The 16,926-nt window shown below is 66.6% G+C and carries 12 protein-coding genes; 5 read left to right on the top strand and 7 right to left on the bottom strand.

What is annotated here, in order from left to right:
• Positions 1-21: 21 nt before the first annotated feature.
• Positions 22-669 (top strand): LysE family translocator, encoded by a 648-nt coding sequence (locus G3N98_RS20690; RefSeq protein ID WP_089476449.1) that lies wholly within the window; start codon positions 22-24, stop codon positions 667-669.
• A gap of 58 nt (positions 670-727) precedes the next feature.
• On the opposite strand, the gene G3N98_RS20695 is transcribed toward G3N98_RS20690, so the two are convergent.
• Positions 728-1,801, bottom strand: a complete 1,074-nt coding sequence (locus G3N98_RS20695) for a sulfite exporter TauE/SafE family protein (RefSeq protein WP_241026008.1) — start codon at positions 1,799-1,801, stop codon at positions 728-730.
• Between G3N98_RS20695 and G3N98_RS20700 the strand changes: the two genes are divergently transcribed.
• Entirely contained in the window at positions 1,800-3,143 is a 1,344-nt protein-coding gene (locus G3N98_RS20700) for a PLP-dependent aminotransferase family protein (protein ID WP_206149083.1), read from the top strand. The genes G3N98_RS20695 and G3N98_RS20700 overlap by 2 nt on opposite strands.
• A gap of 98 nt (positions 3,144-3,241) precedes the next feature.
• On the opposite strand, the gene G3N98_RS20705 is transcribed toward G3N98_RS20700, so the two are convergent.
• The 4 genes from G3N98_RS20705 to msuE form a co-directional block, all read right to left on the bottom strand.
• Positions 3,242-4,690, bottom strand: coding sequence for an APC family permease (locus tag G3N98_RS20705; RefSeq protein WP_089476451.1), 1,449 nt, complete (start codon positions 4,688-4,690; stop codon positions 3,242-3,244).
• Between the two features lie 126 nt (positions 4,691-4,816).
• On the bottom strand, positions 4,817-6,046 hold the full coding sequence (locus G3N98_RS20710; protein ID WP_206149084.1) for an SfnB family sulfur acquisition oxidoreductase: 1,230 nt from the start codon (positions 6,044-6,046) through the stop codon (positions 4,817-4,819).
• A gap of 174 nt (positions 6,047-6,220) precedes the next feature.
• Positions 6,221-7,324: a dimethylsulfone monooxygenase SfnG gene (gene sfnG / locus G3N98_RS20715; RefSeq protein ID WP_206149085.1), complete on the bottom strand. Its 1,104-nt coding sequence runs from the start codon at positions 7,322-7,324 to the stop codon at positions 6,221-6,223.
• Between the two features lie 36 nt (positions 7,325-7,360).
• The gene (gene msuE / locus G3N98_RS20720; protein WP_041492695.1) at positions 7,361-7,921 is read right to left on the bottom strand and encodes an FMN reductase; all 561 of its coding nucleotides are present in this window, start codon (positions 7,919-7,921) and stop codon (positions 7,361-7,363) included.
• Positions 7,922-8,423: 502 nt separating this feature from the next.
• Between msuE and G3N98_RS20725 the strand changes: the two genes are divergently transcribed.
• Positions 8,424-9,770: an acyl-CoA dehydrogenase family protein gene (locus tag G3N98_RS20725; protein ID WP_241026009.1), complete on the top strand. Its 1,347-nt coding sequence runs from the start codon at positions 8,424-8,426 to the stop codon at positions 9,768-9,770.
• Positions 9,767-10,867 (top strand): sigma-54 dependent transcriptional regulator, encoded by a 1,101-nt coding sequence (locus tag G3N98_RS20730; RefSeq protein ID WP_206149086.1) that lies wholly within the window; start codon positions 9,767-9,769, stop codon positions 10,865-10,867. Before G3N98_RS20725 ends, G3N98_RS20730 begins: the two co-directional genes overlap by 4 nt.
• A 250-nt stretch (positions 10,868-11,117) precedes the next feature.
• Here G3N98_RS20730 and G3N98_RS20735 read toward each other — a convergent pair whose 3' ends face one another.
• Positions 11,118-13,364: a dockerin gene (locus G3N98_RS20735; protein WP_346779098.1), complete on the bottom strand. Its 2,247-nt coding sequence runs from the start codon at positions 13,362-13,364 to the stop codon at positions 11,118-11,120.
• 144 nt (positions 13,365-13,508) lie between these two features.
• On the bottom strand, positions 13,509-15,782 hold the full coding sequence (locus G3N98_RS20740) for a LamG-like jellyroll fold domain-containing protein (protein ID WP_206149088.1): 2,274 nt from the start codon (positions 15,780-15,782) through the stop codon (positions 13,509-13,511).
• 621 nt (positions 15,783-16,403) lie between these two features.
• On the opposite strand from G3N98_RS20740, the gene G3N98_RS20745 reads away from it, so the two are divergent.
• Positions 16,404-16,926, top strand: a 523-nt coding sequence (locus G3N98_RS20745) for a dihydroxyacetone kinase subunit DhaK (RefSeq protein ID WP_206149089.1), incomplete at its 3' end; no start/stop codon positions are given.

A 16,926-nucleotide genomic window follows, 5' to 3' on the forward strand; every position in this document is an offset into this window, starting at 1 on the left:
TCGTTGCAGGAATCATCAGACATGCATACGTCCGGATCGCTCTACGGATTTCTCGTCATCGGCGGCATGCTCGCGGTCACGCCCGGGCCGAACATGGTCTACGTGATGTCGCGCTCGATCGCTCAAGGTCGCACCGCGGGGCTCATCTCGCTCGGCGGCGTGATGATCGGCTACCTGTTCTACATGTTCGGTGCGGCGTTCGGGATCACGACGCTGTTCATGAGCGTGCCCTACGCGGGCAGCGGGCTGGCCGTGGTCGGTGCGGCGTACCTGTTGTATCTCGCGTGGCAGACCGTCAGGCCCGGCGGCCGCTCGCCGTTCGAGGTGCGGGCGTTGCCCAGCGAGCGCCCGCTTCGTTTGCTGGCGATGGGCGCGACGACCAGCGTGCTGAACCCGAAGCTCGCGATGCTGTTCATTTCGCTGCTGCCGCAGTTCATCGACTACCGGAAAGGCAGCGTGCTCGGGCAATCGCTGTTTCTTGGTTCGCTGCTGATCACCGCGTTCGCTTGCGCGAACGGGCTGGTGGCGATCTGTTCGAGCAGCATCGCGACGTTCCTGCACGGGCGCCCGATGCTGCTGCTCGCGCAGCGCTGGGCGATGGGGCTCATTCTCGGCGGGCTCGGCGTGCAGATGGTGGTCGATGCGTCGAAGATGGCGGGCATGGCATAGTGCGCCAATCACGCCATCGAGCGGATGCCACCGGAACCAGGACAGCCGCGCGCCGGTTTTACGCGAGATAGCCGGAAACGCCGTCCCAGAGCAGTTTCAACGCGGTCACCGCGAGCAATCCGTAGCAACTCCGGTAGATCAGGCGCTGATCCAGCCTGCCGTGAAGCCGCCAGCCGCACACCACGCCGGCCGGAATGGCAAGCAGGCACACCGCCATCAACGCCCAGACATTCGCGGTCGGCCGCACGATCAGCAGCCACGGCACCGCCTTGATCGCATTGCCCACGGTGAAGAACAGGCTCGTCGTTCCCGCGTACATCTCCTTGCTGAGGCCGAGCGGCAGCAGATACATCGCGAGCGGCGGACCGCCCGAGTGCGCGACCATCGTCGTGACGCCCGATGCAAGGCCGGCCGAGACGGCCTTCGGCGACGAACGCGGACGAACCGTCGGTTTCGCGCCGCCCCTCACCCACAACCCGACGAAGACCAGCGTGACCACCGCCATCAACAGCTCGATGGCGCGATGGTCGAGGAAGCGGAAAGCCAGGTAACCGAACCCGATACCGATCACCAGCCCCGGCAGGAGCAGCACGAGGTCGGGCTTCGACCATGTCGACGGCTTCCAGTACCGCAGCGCGAACAGATCCATCGCGATGAACAACGGGGCGAGCAAGCCGCCGGCCGTCACCGGGTCCATCACGAGTGACAGCAGCGGAATGCCGATGATCGCGAATCCGCCACCGAACGCGCCGCGCATGAGCGCGATCACGAACACGCCGGCAAACGCGATCAGGATCGTGGCCAGCGTCAATTGCAGGCCCATCGCAGCAGGGGTCGCCATCACGACCTCCGTGCCGGTTCGAATCGCGGCGTGGCGGACTGCCACGGAGCGGGTCGCACGGGCGGCATCGCCGCACGGTGGATCCGGGTTGAACGCGTTGCACGCATGCTGCTTCTCCAATGGGATGCCGGGGAGATGCGGTACACCAACGCACCGTGGGCCGCACGGGCCGCACAAGCATGTCAGCCCCGGTACAATCGACTTGATGAAAGCAGAATGCACCGCCGTTAGACTCAGTGCAATTAAAACATTGACCTCGGTGCAATAATCATTGTTATCGGTGCAATCCATGTCGAATTCCGAGTATCTGCAGTTGGCAGACGCGATCGCCGCCCAAATTGCCGACGGCACGCTCAGGCCGGGCGACCGCCTGCCTCCGCAGCGTCATTTCGCTGACCAGCATGGCATCGCCGCATCGACGGCGGGACGGGTTTATGCGGAATTGCTGCGCCGCGGCCTGGTGGTCGGTGAAGTCGGTCGGGGCACTTTCGTGTCGGGCGAGACGCGACGCGGGGCCGCTGCGCCGGGCGAGCCGCGCGGCGTTCGGATCGATCTCGAGTTCAACTACCCGACCGTCCCGGCCCAGACCGCGTTGATCACCAGAAGCCTGCGCGGATTGCACCGACCTGGGGAGCTCGACGCCGCGTTACGCGAGGCGACGAGTACCGGGACCCCGGCCATCCGAAGCGTTGCCGCCGCGTATCTGGCGCAGCATGAATGGGCCCCATCGCCCGACCAGCTCGTGTTTACCGGCAACGGGCGGCAAAGCATCGCCGCGGCCGTTGCCGCCGTCGTGCCGACCGGCGGGCGCTGTGGCGTGGAGGCACTGACCTACCCGTTCATCAAGGGCATCGCGGCCAAGCTGGGGATCTCGCTGGTGCCGCTGGCGATGGACGAAGACGGCGTTCGGCCCGACGCCGTGCAAAAGGCTCACCGCGAGGCCAGGCTGTCGGCGATCTACGTTCAGCCGGCCATCCAGAATCCGCTGGGCACGACGATGAGCGCCGCTCGCCGCGCCGACCTGCTGCGTGTCGTCGACAAGCTCGACATACCGGTCATCGAAGACAACGTTTACGGTTTTCTCGGCGACGAGCCGCCGCTGGCCGCACTCGCTCCAGATGCCTGCATCGTGATCGACAGCCTGTCCAAGCGGGTCACGCCAGGCCTGACCCTCGGCTTCATCGTGCCGCCGCCGCGGCTGCGCGAAAGCGTGATGGCGTCGGTACGCTCGGGGGGATGGACCGCTTCCGGGTTCGCGTTTGCAGCCGCGCAGCGATTGATGCGCGACGGCACCGTGGCCGAACTCGCGAGATTGAAACGCATCGACGCCAGCGCGCGTCAGGCGCTGGCGATCGAGCGCCTCGCGGGTTTCGATGTCCGGACCAACGGCAAGTGCTATCACCTGTGGCTGACGTTGCCGGCGCACTGGCGTTCGCAAGCCCTCGTCGCAGCCGCGGCCCGGCGCGACATCGGGCTGACGCCGTCGACCACCTTCGCCGTGTCGTCCGGCCATGCGCCGAACGCAGTCCGGCTCGCGCTGGCCGCGCCGACCATGGATCAGCTCGATGCCGGCCTGCGCACGCTGACCGCGATGCTGAACGGCCGGGAGGACGATTTCGACGCGACCGAGTAAGCAGCGCGCGGATGCGTCGGTATGCACCGCCCCCTGATTCGGTATCCGGATCAATATCACGCCGTCACCGCCGACCACCCGCCAGCGGCGCCACGCCGTCACTTCGTCAGCAGCTCGGCCTCCAGCTCGCGCAGCCGCTCCGGGAACCGGACGCGCAATACCAGGAACCACCCGAGCCCGATCGCCAGCAAGGCGACGAACACATAAGGCAGCCACGCATAGACGCCCGCCGGCACCGGATACACGCTGCCGGCCAGCGGAATCGCGAGCAGCACGACCGCCACGACGCTGATCGCCACATGCCGTGCACGCAGCCGGCGCTGCCGGCGCAGATAAAGCGGCGCGCCGATCGCCACCAGCACGTACGCAAGCAGCCAGCCGTACGTCGCGATCGAACTCAGATAACCATACGAATCGAGCAGCGCGGTGCCGCGTGCGGTGAACACCAGCGCGGTCACCAGCGCCAGCACCGCGATCAGCGCCACCGCGACGTGCGGCGTCGCATTCCGCTCGTGCGCCTGGCCCGTCGACGCATGCAGCACACCCTGCCGCCCGAACGTATAGACGATCCGCGCCGCCGCATTGATCGACGAGAAGAACGCCGCGAAGAAACTCAACGCCACGCCCGCGTCGATCAGCACGCCGACCCAGCCGGCCCCGAGCCGATGCGCGAGCACCGCGAGCGGGCCGTCGACCTGATCGAGCGACGGCGTCTGCCCGTGGAACGCGCTCACCATCCCGTACGCGCCGATCACGAACAGGATCGCCGGCCCGACGACGCTGATCAGCACCGCGCGCGGAATCGCACGGAACGGGTCACGCGCTTCCGCGCCGAGCACGGTCGCACTCTCGAACCCGGTGAAGCTGAAGAACGCGAGCACCATCCCGAGCTGCAACTGCGTCGGCTTCACGCCTTCCAGCGTCAGTTGCGCGCGATCGACCGGATGCCCGCCGAACGCGATCGTCCCGATCACGACGACGGCGATCAGCAGCAGCGTCGCGAGTTCGACGAACAGCGTGAAGCGCGTGGACAGCCGGATGTCGCGAAACGCGATGTACCACGCAGCGAACGCGGTGACGACCGTCAGCCCGAGCACCGCGCCGAGCGGCGTCGCGCTGCCGAGCAGCCCGGTTTCGCGGCCCAGCACCAGAAACGTGTTGATCGTCCCCTGCAGGATGCCCGCGGCGGCCACCGCATAGGCAATCAGCAGCGACCAGCCGCAGATCGCGCCCCAGACCGGCCCGATGCCGGCCGACACGTACGCATACAGCGCGCCCGGCGACGCCGAGTCGCGTGCGAACACCGCGATGCTCCACGACGCGAACAGCAGCGCGACGATCGCGAACAGGTACGCGAGCCAGGTCCCGTTGCCGGCCGTCGCGAATACGGCGGGAATCAGTACGCCGATCCCGCCCGACACGCCGACGAGGCCGATCGACTGCGCGATCAGTTCGGGCAGGCTCAGGTAGTTGCGCCGCAGGCCGCCTGCCTGCGGCACGGCGCTTTGCGCAGGGAGTGCCTGCGCGGTGCTTGCTGGATGACTCATTGGTTTACCTCGTCAGGAATGAAGCGGTGACGCGTGGGCCAACTACGCGGCGGTGGCGGCTGCCGGTGCGGCCACCCCAATTCCTTGCCCATGTTTCGTTGCGTTGAATACGCCGGCGCGAGCCGGTCAATTCCAGGAATGGCGCGCGGGCTTCACGCCGTTGAGGTAGTAGTTGCCGATCGCGTGATACTTCCAGCGCACCGGATCGTGCAGCGTATGCACGCGGGCGTTGCGCCAGTGACGATCGAAGTTGTATTTCGCGAGCGTCGACTTGCTGCCGCCAAGCTCGAACAGCTTGCTCGCCGCGAGCAGCGACACCTCGGTCGTCGCGATCTTCGCCTCGCCCACCGCGATCGCGGCCAGCGCGACCGTTTCCTCGCTTGGCGCGTGCTTCGCCGCGTCGACGAAGCGCCCCGAGCGCGCGAGCAGCGCTTCGGCCGCGTGCACGCGGTACGCGATATCGCCGATCTGCGCGACCGTCAGCGGATCCTCGCTCGCGCGATCGACACCACTGTCGATCCACGGGCGCGCATGCTCCTGCACGAACGCGATCGTGTCCTGCAGCGCGGCGCGCGCGATCCCGAGATCGATCGCGGCGGTCGTGATCTGCGCGAACGGGCCCGCGAAAGTCGGGCGGTCGTACGAACGCTGCGTGTGGAAGATTTCGAACGGGCTCACGCGCACGTTCTCGACGATCACCGTGCCGCTCGCGGTCGTGCGCTGCCCGAAGCCGCTCCAGTCATCCACGACGCTCAGCCCCGGCGCGCCCTGCCGCACGAATGCGAGCACGGCCTGGTCCGACTCGTCGAGCGCGAGCACCGGAATCCAGTGCGCGAACAGCGTGCCGGTCGAATAGAACTTGCGGCCGTTCAGCACGAACGCATCGCCGTCGCGGCGCACCCGCGTCTGAATGTCGAGCACGTTCTTGCCGCCCGCCTCGGAGAACGCGTTCCCATAGCGCGTGCCCTTCAGGACGAGATCGAAGAAGAAGCGCTTCTGCGCGTCGCTGCCTTCGAGGCGGATGTCCTCGATCAGGCAATAGTGGTTCTGCGGGATCTGGCCGAGCGACGGGTCCGCCTGCGAAACGATCGCGATCACTTCCGCGAGCGTCACGTTCGACACTTCCGCGCCGCCGTATTCGCGCGGCACGGTAATGCCCCACAGGCCGCTCGACGAAAACAGCTCGATCTCGTCGAACGGCAGCTTGCGCTCTCGGTCGCGCAACGCGGCGTGCTCGGCCAGTCGGGCCGCGACCTGGTGCGCGACGTCGAGTGCCTCGGCATCCGAGCCGATGACGGGAACGGGCGTGGCGCTCGCTTGCGGTTGCACGTTTTCTTCGATGATTTCCGTAGACATGGTTTTTCCGGCAAAGCTCGTGAACCGGCCGGCGGTGCCGAGAAGCATCCGCCGACCTTCTGTTTCGGTATCCGAAACGTCAAATCAGGATGACCCGCAAGAATCGTCGGTGTCACCCCTGCAATCGGCCCGCACGCAGCACGCGTGACTGCCCGCCGCACACCGGCCTCCGCGTTACGCGGCAACCGCCTGCCGCTGCGCCTCGAGTTCGCGCACGAGCGGCAGCACGCGCTTGCCGAAGTACTCGACTTCCTCGATGAAATGCAGGAACCCCGCGAGCACGAGATCGACGCCGATCGCCTTCAGCGCGACGATGCGTTCGGCGATCTGCTGCGGCGTGCCGATCAGGTTCGTGCGAAAGCCGTCGTTGTACTGCACGAGATCCTCGAACGTCGACTTCGCCCAGTTGCCCTCGCCTTCGGGCGATGCCTTGCCGGCCTGCTTCACCGCGTCGCCGAACGCGTGCACGGCCTCGACGTGCGCGTGCCGGATGATGTCGTCGAGCACGGCCTTCGCCTCTTCCTCGGTATCGCGCGCGATCACGAACGCGTTGACGCCGATGCGCACACGATGATTGTTCGCCGCCGCCTTCGCGCGGATGTCGTCGATCTGCGCCTTCAGGTTCTCCGGCGTATTGCCGTTCGTGAAGTACCAGTCCGACACGCTCGCCGCGTTGTCGCGCGCCGCCCGCGAGCTGCCGCCCTGGAAAATCTCCGGGTGCGGCTTCTGCACCGGCTTCGGGCTCAGCGTGTAGTCGTTGAAGCGGTAGAAGTCGCCCTTGAACGTGAAGTTGTCCTGCGTCCAGATGCCCTTCAGCGCCTGGATGAATTCCTTCGAGCGCCGATAGCGTTCGTCGTGCTCGAGCCACGGCTCGCCGATCGCGGTGAATTCGCCCTTGAACCAGCCGCTCACCACGTTGATCGCGATGCGCCCGTTCGAGATGTGGTCGATCGTCGCGAGCTGCTTCGCGACCACGGCCGGATGCCACGGCCCCGGCAGGATCGCGGCGAGCACCTTGAGCTTCGTCGTCGCATGCAGCAGCGCCTGGCTGAACGACACCGACTCGTGCTGGTGTTCGGCGCCGTAGCCGGCCGTGAAGCGGATCTGGCTCAGCGCGTAGTCGAAGCCGGCCGCCTCGGCCGTGCGCGCGAGCTGCTGGTTGTATTCGAGGCTCCAGTCGGTGCGCTGCTCGATCGTGCTGACGACGAGGCCGCCGCTGACGTTCGGCACCCAGTAGGCGAACTTGACGCCGTCGGCGGAAGGGTCGGGATGGCTCATGAGTGTGTCCTGGTCGGAAAAGAAAACGCAGGCGGCCTACGCGGCCGCGACGGAAAGCGCATGCGGGCGCAATTGCGGCACCGCGCGATCGACGGCGAGCGCGATACGCGCGCGCAGCGCCGGGTTCGTGATCTGGTACTGGTCGAAATCGCTTTCGGACGCATACACGCCGATCGGCAGCGTGCGGGCCTGGAAGAAGCTGAACAGCGGACGGAGCTGATGGTCGATCACGAGCGCATGACGCTCGCTGCCGCCGGTGGCCGCGAGCAGCACGGGCACGTCGATCAGCGCTTCGTGATGCACGAGATCGAACAGGTGCTTGAAGAGGCCCGTGTACGACGCGCGATAGACGGGGCTCGCGACGACGAGCGCGTCGGCCGTCTCGATCGCGCGGATCTGCGCATCGAGGTCGGCCGGCACCTGCGCGCGCGTCAGCGCACCGGCCAGCCGGCCGCCGATCTCGCCAAGTTCGATCAGCCGTGTTTCGATCGGCAGCGCGGCGCCGAGTGCCGAAACGATCGCGTCGGTCAGCGCCAGCGTGCGCGACGGCCGCTGCAGGCCGCCCGATATCGCGACCACGTTGATTGCATTGCTCATCGGTTGCATTCCCATTGTCGAGTCGGGTGCCAGCGCACCCGTCACGTCTTGGGTCAGCAAGGAGCGTGCCATTTCGATGATCGAGAGCAAAAACGATCGTGTGCATGACGAAATGCATCGCGATCGACGGCCTGTCATGGCGTTCCCAACGATCGCCGCACGTTGATAAGCGTGCCAGCCAGTGCATCACAACCATATTCCGCAGCGCGATGAACTCGGGGAAACAACGCTGCTGATGCGCTGCTGCGTGATCAGCAGCGCGGTGTGCGGCACTCGCGCCTTTCCGCTTCAACACGGATTCCGGCAAGTGCGTGGCGTCCATTGGCATGCATTGGCGCCAGCTTTTCGCGTTCATGCGCCAGCGTGACGCGTCCCGCACTTGCAATAGCGCCGACATGACTGCTGCATCGTCACCCTGCGTGCCGCCGATCGCTACGTTGCGCGACATCTCCGTGCCCGGCTGCGTCCAGCGCAGCATTCCCGCATTGGTTATCAGAATTCGATGTTTCCCGCGTTGCTCAAAACGTTGAACACTCTGCTGATCACGCAGCACCCGGTCAGCAACGCCCTTTGCGACCTGACCGTTTTCGTGCAGCAACCCGACGCATTCACCGCCATGACACCCATTTCCGTATCGCCCCGCGCGGAAGGCCTGCGCGTCGTCGCGCCGTCCCGCGACGAACCGGCTCCTCCTGACGCCCTGCAAACCGCCGAGCGCCTGGCGGCCGGCTTTGCCCGCACCGCGGCCGAACGCGACCAGCAGGGCGGCACGCCGAAGGCCGAGCGCGACCAGCTGCGCGACAGCGGCCTGCTCGCGCTGAGCATCCCGTCTGCCTACGGCGGCCTCGGCGCGAGCTGGCGCACGACGCTCGACGTCGTCCGCGTGCTCGCCGCGGCCGACAGTTCGCTCGCGCACGTGTTCGGTTTCCACCACCTGATGCTCGCGACCGTGCGGCTGTTCGGCGCGCCCACGCAATGGGAATCGTGGTTCGAACGCACCGCGCGCCAGCAGTGGTTCTGGGGCAACGCGCTGAATCCGCTCGACGAGCGCACGCTCAGCCGCTCGCACGGCGCGTGGCACGAATTCAGTGGCCAGAAGAGCTTTTGCTCGGGGGCGCTCGATTCACAGATGCTGATCGCGTCCGCGCACGATGCGCAGACGCGCGCATTCCTGATCGCGGCCGTGCCGACGCAGCGCAGCGGCATCTCGATCGCCGACGACTGGAACAACATCGGCCAGCGCCAGACCGACAGCGGCACGGTCACGTTCGAGAAGGTGCGCGTCGAGGATCACGAACTGCTGACGGACCCCGGCCCGCTGTCGACGCCGTTCGCGTGCCTGCGCCCGCTCGTCGCGCAGCTCGTGCTGACGAACGTGTATCTCGGCATCGCCGAAGCCGCGTTCAACGACGCGCGGCACTACACGCTGCACGAGGCGCGGCCGTGGCCCGGCGCGCAGGTCGCGAGCACCGGCGACGATCCGTACATCCTCGGCCAGTACGGCGAATTCTGGGTCGGGCTCGAAGCCGCGCGCGTGCTCGCCGATCGCGCGGCGGACCGGCTCGACGCCGCATGGTCGCGCGATGCGGCGCTCACCCAGGCGGAGCGCGGCCAGGTCGCGCTCGCCACGGCCGCCGCGAAGGTGTCGGCCGCGCGCACCGGCCTCGATCTCTGCACGCGGATGTTCGACGTCGCCGGCGCCCGCGCGACGCACGGCGCGCTGCGGCTCGACCGGCACTGGCGCAACCTGCGCACCCATACGCTCCACGACCCGCTCGCGTACAAGATTCGCGAGATCGGCGAATGGGCGCTCAAGCGAACCTATCCGACGCCGGGCTTCTACTCGTGAATCACACCCCTTCCGATGCGTGGCCCGACGCCGCGCCCGTCCTCACGCTGCCCGACCGGCCCGCGCTCGCGACATCCATTCGTGCCCGCGCGCAGGTGTTCGTCGATCCGCGCTCGGTCGCGCTGCTCGACCGGATTCGCCTGGTCGCGCCGAGCGATGCGAACGTGCTGATCGTCGGCGAGACCGGCACCGGCAAGGAACTGATCGCGCGCCACGTGCATGGCCTCAGCCGCCGCAGCAACGGGCCGTTCATCGCGGTGAACTGCGGCGCCTTCTCCGAGACACTCGTCGAGAGCGAACTGTTCGGGCACGAGAAAGGCGCGTTTACCGGCGCGTTCAGCGCGAAGCCCGGCTGGTTCGAGGCCGCGAACGGCGGCACGCTGTTTCTCGACGAGATCGGCGACCTGCCGCTGTCGATGCAGGTCAAGCTGCTGCGCGTGCTGCAGGAGCGCGAGGTCGTGCGGCTCGGTTCGCGCACCGGCGTGCCGATCGACGTGCGCGTGGTTGCCGCGACCAACGTGGATCTGCAGCAGGCCGTCGCGAACGGGCAGTTTCGCGGCGACCTGTTTTACCGGCTCAACGTCGTGCAGCTCGCGGTGCCGACGCTGCGCGAACGCCCGGGCGACATCCTGCCGCTCGCGCGCCACTTCTTCGACGACTACCGCAGCCGCCTCGGCTACGGGCCGCGCAGCATCGACCCGCGCGCCGAGCGCCGGCTCGAGGCACACAGCTGGCCGGGCAACATCCGCGAACTCGAGAACGTGATCCATCACGCGTTGCTCGTGAGTCGGAACGACTCGCTGCAGGAGGCCGACCTGCATATCGCGTCGCCGGGTGTGTCGCAGGCCGCCTCGAGTACGTCAGCGCCGGAACCCGACCCGGCCACCGGTGCACAAGCCGCACTCGAACGCGCGCTGCGCGACCTGTTCGACGAGGATCACGGCAACCTGTTCGAACGCATCGAGGACACCGTGATGCGCGTCGCGTTCGAATTCAGCCACCGCAACCAGATCCAGGCCGCACGGCTGCTCGGCATCAGCCGCAACGTGCTGCGGGCGCGGCTGATTCGCGCGAAGGAAATCGCGGCGATGAAGTAGCCACGTATGGGGGCGCACCGCTGCCTCGCTCCGGCGCGATCGCGCAGCGTTATGTGCATCAACGTTCGAACCCGATGTATCGTGGCGCGAGCCAGAGCTTGAGCAGGCGATCGTACCGTAGCGGCAAACGGTCAACTCAGCGTCTTTGTCGGCCATAGGTGCCCACCTCCCCAATCGGTGGACACCCATGCTCGTTGGTCAGCGCACCGTGACATAGACGTCGAGAATGGCCCCTTACGGTCGATCAACCTCAATTGCTATAGACCAGACCGCGAGCGGCGCCGTTGACGTAAATCCTGCCATACGTGTTCCAGTCGCCGGCCATCACGCCGGAGCCGCCGAATTGGTGCGCGTCATCGTTGAAGCGCGCCCACGTTGCACCACCGTCGTCGGAATGGTAAATACCCCAGACGCCGTTCAATGTGCCTTCCACGTAGACCGCGGCCGAGTACGACGAACCGGTCGGCGCCCTGCCCAACGCGATCACGGTGGCGCCCGGTGTGTCGTTGGTCGACGCAAAGACGCCGAGCTTCGTCCAGGTCGCCCCCGAGTCCACCGAGTGGTACACGGCCGTGCCGTCGGCCAGCCAGAGGTCACCCTCGGCGTTCGGATTGACCGCCATCGACGTATCCCGCCACGCATTCCACGCCAGGTTCGCGTTCACCGAGCCCTGGCTCAGCGCGAACGTGTGGCCGCCGTCGTTCGAGACGTAGATCTTGCCGCGCTGCCAGCTCCACGGTGCGCCGCCGGAGTCGTAGGCATAGACCTTGTTCGGGTTCTTGCGGTCCGCGGCCAGGCGGTAGGCACGCGGGAAGCCGTTCCATGTGGCACTGAACGCCGGCAGGTTGGTCGCCGTCCAGCTGGCGCCATTGTTTGTCGTGTACGACGGCACCGAGTCCGGCGGTGCCCAGGTCACGTTGTTGCGGGACGAGACGACCAGGTTGCCCACGTTGCTCTGGCTTGCCGCGGCGCCGGTGGGCAGCGACGCGAACGTCGACCAGCTATTGCCGCTGTCGCCGGACCAGAAGCCCTTGGTCGCATAGCCGTTGGCGTTGTCGACGCCCGCGGCGGCGATGTACGTCGGATCGGACCACGACATGTCGGCCGAATTGCCGCTGCTCCACGTGTTCAACGGGCCTTTCGTCGGCCTCGTCGAGAGATCCGTATTGACCCACGTGCCGATGTCGCCGGCGCTGTTGATGAACTTGTACGACGCACCGGGCGGCGCCGTGACGAGCGCCAGCGTCACGGTTTCCTCGAGGTTGTCGACCTTGGCGCGCCAGGTTGGCGTGGGCGACGAGGCGTTCATGGTTTCGCAGATGCCGCCGCCGTGGACGTGCATGACGTGATCGCGATTGGCCGGGTCGATGGCGACGCTCTCGACCCAGCCGGCGCAGCCACCCGAGGCAGTGCCGATATGCGGCATGCCGGCCTCGATTTCGCGCCACGTGCTGCCGCCGTCGTCGGATAGCTGGATGGTCTTGCTGGTGTCGCTCCAGCCGGTCATGCCCAATGCGATGCGGGCGGACGCGCCCAGACCGGAGACGGACAGGCCGCCAAAGCCGTTGCTGCTGGAGCGGTTGAGCAGCGTCCAGTTGCTGTCGTTGCTTCCGCCGAACTTGTAGAGAGAGCTCGGCCCGCCGATGCCCTGGCCGACGCCCGCGTTGAACACCACGTAGAAGTTGCCGTCGGACGTGCGCACGGCGTGCGGGATGTAGTAGCCGGACACCGTCGGCGGGACGGGCACCGGCGTCCACGAGAAGCCGCCGTTGGTGGACTTGTACAGGGTCGACGTCAGGCCCGCCGCGTTGGCGTAATCCGGGGCGACGGTGGCCCACATGATCCAGGTCGGCTGGCCACTCCCCTTGCCCGACGTATCGAAGATCACCTGTTCGACGCCGATCGGGGAACTGCCGCCGCTGATCGTGGTGGAGGACAGACCCGTGACCTGCGTCCAGGTCCGGCCCGAATCGGCACTCTTCCACAGGCCGGCCGTGCGCGATCCGTAGAACAGCGTCGACGGATTGTTCGGGTCGACCTGCAGGCGCTCGCCCGTGGCGCGGCCGTTGTCGTTGCCGCCCACCGGGAACGGCAGGTCGTAGTGCGTCCAGGTATCGCCGCGGTTGCTCGAGATGTAGATGCGGCCGTTGTGACCCTGCGTCACGGTAATGCCGGTCACCATGTAGACGAGCTGATCGTTGTTCGGGTCGAGCGCGAGGCTTTCGACGCCGTGGAAATCGCCCTCGCCCGAGCCGAAACCGATGCCGTCGGTGATGGGCGTCCACGTCGAGTTGGTCGCGTTCCAGCGGTACGCGCCGCCAACGTCGGTACGTGCGTACAGCAGGCTCGCGTTGACGGGATGGTAGATCAGGCCGGTCACATAGCCGCCGCCGCCCCACTTGACGCTGGTCCAGCTGGCCGCCGGCAGGTTGCTGCCGCTGCCATTTCCGCCGATCTGGCTACGATTGGCGGCTGCATTGGCACCCGCATGGGTCACACCTGTCGTGCTATCGGATCCGTCACCACAGCCCCATAACGCACACGCCATCGCCGCAACGGCAATCCATCGTTGAGAAAACACGGTCATCAGAAGTCCTTAGGAAAGCGGTCCATCGCAGGGCCCGCCATCGGGCCCGCGCAATCAATTCGCCATGAGCGACGCAATCTGCGCAGCGCTGAGCGCACCGCGATAGATGCGGAAATCGTCGATCAGGCCGTGGAACGTGGCGTCGGCACTGTATTGCGATTTGCCCAGCCAGTTCTGCGTGGTACTGCCCAAGCGGAACGGCGCCTGGAACATCGCCGTGTTGGTGCTGACGGGCGTGCCGTCCACGTAGATCGTGCCGGTCGAACCCGATAGCGTGACGGCCACATGCACCCATCGCTTGCTCGGCAGCTCGGTGGGGGCGTCGATGATCTGTTCCGGTGGACCGTCACCGGGGCCGTTGGCCGTCATGGCGAAGCGCATGCCGGCCCAGCCGTTGCGCAACTGCCCGCGCGGCGTGAACATCATGTAGCGGTGGAAGCCCGTGCCGAAGTCGAACAGGCGTGCCCACGTTTGCGCGCCGTTCCAGAACACCCAGGAAGCGATGGTGAAGTCCGATACATCGACCAGCAGATCGTCGGGCAACGCGACATACGCGCCCGAGCCGTTGAGCGAGACCGCGTTACCGTTGTGCCCGGCCGCCCACGTTGCGCCGTTGAGCGTGCCATTGCGCCTGTTGCCCGAGCTATCGGCGGCCGTGATGCCGCTGCCTTCATCAAACGTGAGGTGCGCGAGCAGCTGCTGCGCCGTGATCACTTTCACTTCGTTGGAGAACGCCGATTCGCCCGCAATCGTTTGCGCTGTCACGACGTAAAAATACGTGCCGGCAGCGGCTGGCAGATCGGTATAGGTCAGCAGATCGGTGATCCCGCTCTGGATGGCTTTGTACGGCCCGCCGGCAATGGTGGCGCGCTTCACGTTGTAGCTGACGGCGTTGCTGCTGCCCCACCACGACAGCACCACCTTGCCCGCGCTCGCGTAGCCGGTCAGGCCGGTCGGCGTTGCGGCGGGGGTGCCGGGGTCGAGCGTGCAAGTGAGCGTGCCGTAGCCAAGCTGATCGAAGCCGCCACTGTTGGGGCCGTAGTTGCCGCCGCCGCCTTCCGGTGCCACCAGTTCGGCAGCGCGCTTAGTGTAGGGCGCCGCCAGACCTTTGCGGTTGATGTAATGGTTGGCCACCAATGCCCAGCAGGGCCGCCCCAGGGCGTCGCCTCGCCCGCCGGTGGAGAACTGCGTCTGGGTGACGCCCGCGCTGTTCTGGTACGTGACGAAAGGCACCGTATAGAACGCGCCGTCCGCCTGCTTCAGGTTGGCCTTGGCCACGTATTCCGCGCCCGCCAGGAAGCGATTGTTGTCATGGCCGTACAGGTCGATGCCCTGATTCCACGCCATCTCGCAAATGGCGCCCGTCAATGCAATGCCGAGCGTGCTATGGCCCTGGTCCCGGCCGGCTTCCTGCCATTGCCCGAGGTTGCCGGGGTGCAGGTAGTACACGGCTTGCCGGATGCAGCCGTTACTGCCGCCAGTCTTGAAATGGGTGACGGCCTCGTTGACGAGCTCGGCATCGTCGCACAGCACGCCGATGGCCAGCACGCACGCGATGTTGGCCAGGCCCCAGTTGGCCCAGTAGTGCGTGTCCATCGCGGTGTCGATACGGGTCAGGAAAGCATGGCTGACCGGGTAGAAGACCTTGCGCATCATGGCCTGAAACGCGGCAAGCCCGGCCGGACTCCAGCCGCTGTAGCCGCGCATGATTTCGGCTGCGTTGGCGAACTCGTAGCCGTAGATGCCGGCGGCGAGCGCCACGTCGCTGCCGCCAAGCGTCGTCAGCGTCGACGCCCATTGGTCCAGATACTCGACGGCTTTGTCGGCATAGCGTTTGTCGTCCGACACCTTCCAGCGCAGCGCGTCGCCATAGGCGGCGGCGATGTCGTTGTAGAGCGCGCCGTAGTTCTGACCATGCGTGGGATCATTGCCGCGATAGATGCCGACCTGCGGATTCGGCTTGTTCGTGAGGCGCGTGTGACCGTTGGCGACGAGCACGTTCCAGCTGTCGATCCACGGGGAAGCGTGGGCCCCGACTTTAGCGCGCATGCGTTCGAAATCCGCCTCGGTATGCAGCAACCCGGGATGCGTGAAGGCGCGGGTCTGGGCAGTGCCTGCCGACGTCGCCCCTGCGCCGATACCGTCCGAAGCTGGAACAACGCCGGACGCCTGGCTGATGCCGTTTGCCGAAGTACGCTCACCGCCTGTCACCGCGTTGCTTCCGTCGCCGCCGCATCCGGCCAGAAGCGTTGCACCGAGCCCCATCACGAAATGGCGTCGTGCAATATTTTCGATGTCGCCGAGTGGGACGATTTCCTCGGATGGCATCGTCGGTGCTCCGTTGTCTCGCATGTTGGGATCCCCAGTTTTTTAGCTATGGTCGAAGCGTCAAAAATGTACGAACCATTCCGTATTCATCAGGAACGCGTAGCATTCTATCCAGTGCGATAGGGAGGTAATCAAGCGAAAAAAAACATATTCACTCATGACACGCACTTGACACATCGGTGATGCAAGGACTGAGGGATGCGCGAAGCGGCTGGGCACCGCCATGGAACAAAACAAAGTCGAGCCTGGGCATGTTCTGTTGTCCGTAGCGCGCTCACGGCGGAGCACGCCATCTCGAATCCGACGACCAGCCTGCCGATAGAAGTTCGGCGTTGACGGCCGTGGCCGAACTTGCATCTCGTTCCTCGCTCGGAATGCGCGGCCAAAGGCCTCGCATCTCACAACATGCATGGGCGTGCGCCGCACTCCATACATCAACGTCCGAACCTGATGTATCGTGGCGCGAAGCGTGCGCCTCGCTTCGCCCGTGCGGAACGTCATCCATTCCATGACCGCCTGCCCCCGGCGACAGCACCCGCACGATCCTGCGCAACACGAAAGGCCGTCCGGCGCCCGTGCGGGCCCGGCCGAGCCTCGTTCACCCGTCCGGAACCCGTCGCCATGAAAAAGCTTGTCAACCGCCCGTCCGATGTCGTGCAAGAAATGCTGGAAGGCATCGCACGGCAGTCGCCGCATGTCGCGATCCTCGGCGACGAGCACGTGCTCGTCCGCCAGCCGCTGCCCGAGCCCGCGCAGCGCCCCGTCGCCGTCCTCTCCGGCGGCGGCAGCGGCCACGAGCCCGCACACGGCGGCTATGTCGGCGAAGGGATGCTGAGCGCGGCCGTCTGCGGCGAAGTGTTCACGTCGCCGTCCACCGACGCCGTGCTCGCCGCGATCCGCGCCAGCGCCGGCCCGAACGGCGCGTTGCTGATCGTGAAGAACTACACCGGCGACCGGCTCAATTTCGGGCTCGCCGCCGAACTCGCGCGCGCCGAAGGCATTCCGGTCGAGACGGTCATCGTCGCCGACGACGTGTCGCTGCGCGGCCGCGTCGAGCGTGGCCAGCGACGCGGGATCGCCGGCACCGTGCTGATCCACAAGCTCGCCGGCGCGGCCGCCGCGCGCGGGCTGCCGCTCGCCCGCG

The sequence above is a fragment of the Burkholderia sp. Tr-20390 genome (genome assembly GCF_017104595.1).
Classification (GTDB): Bacteria; Pseudomonadota; Gammaproteobacteria; order Burkholderiales; family Burkholderiaceae; genus Burkholderia.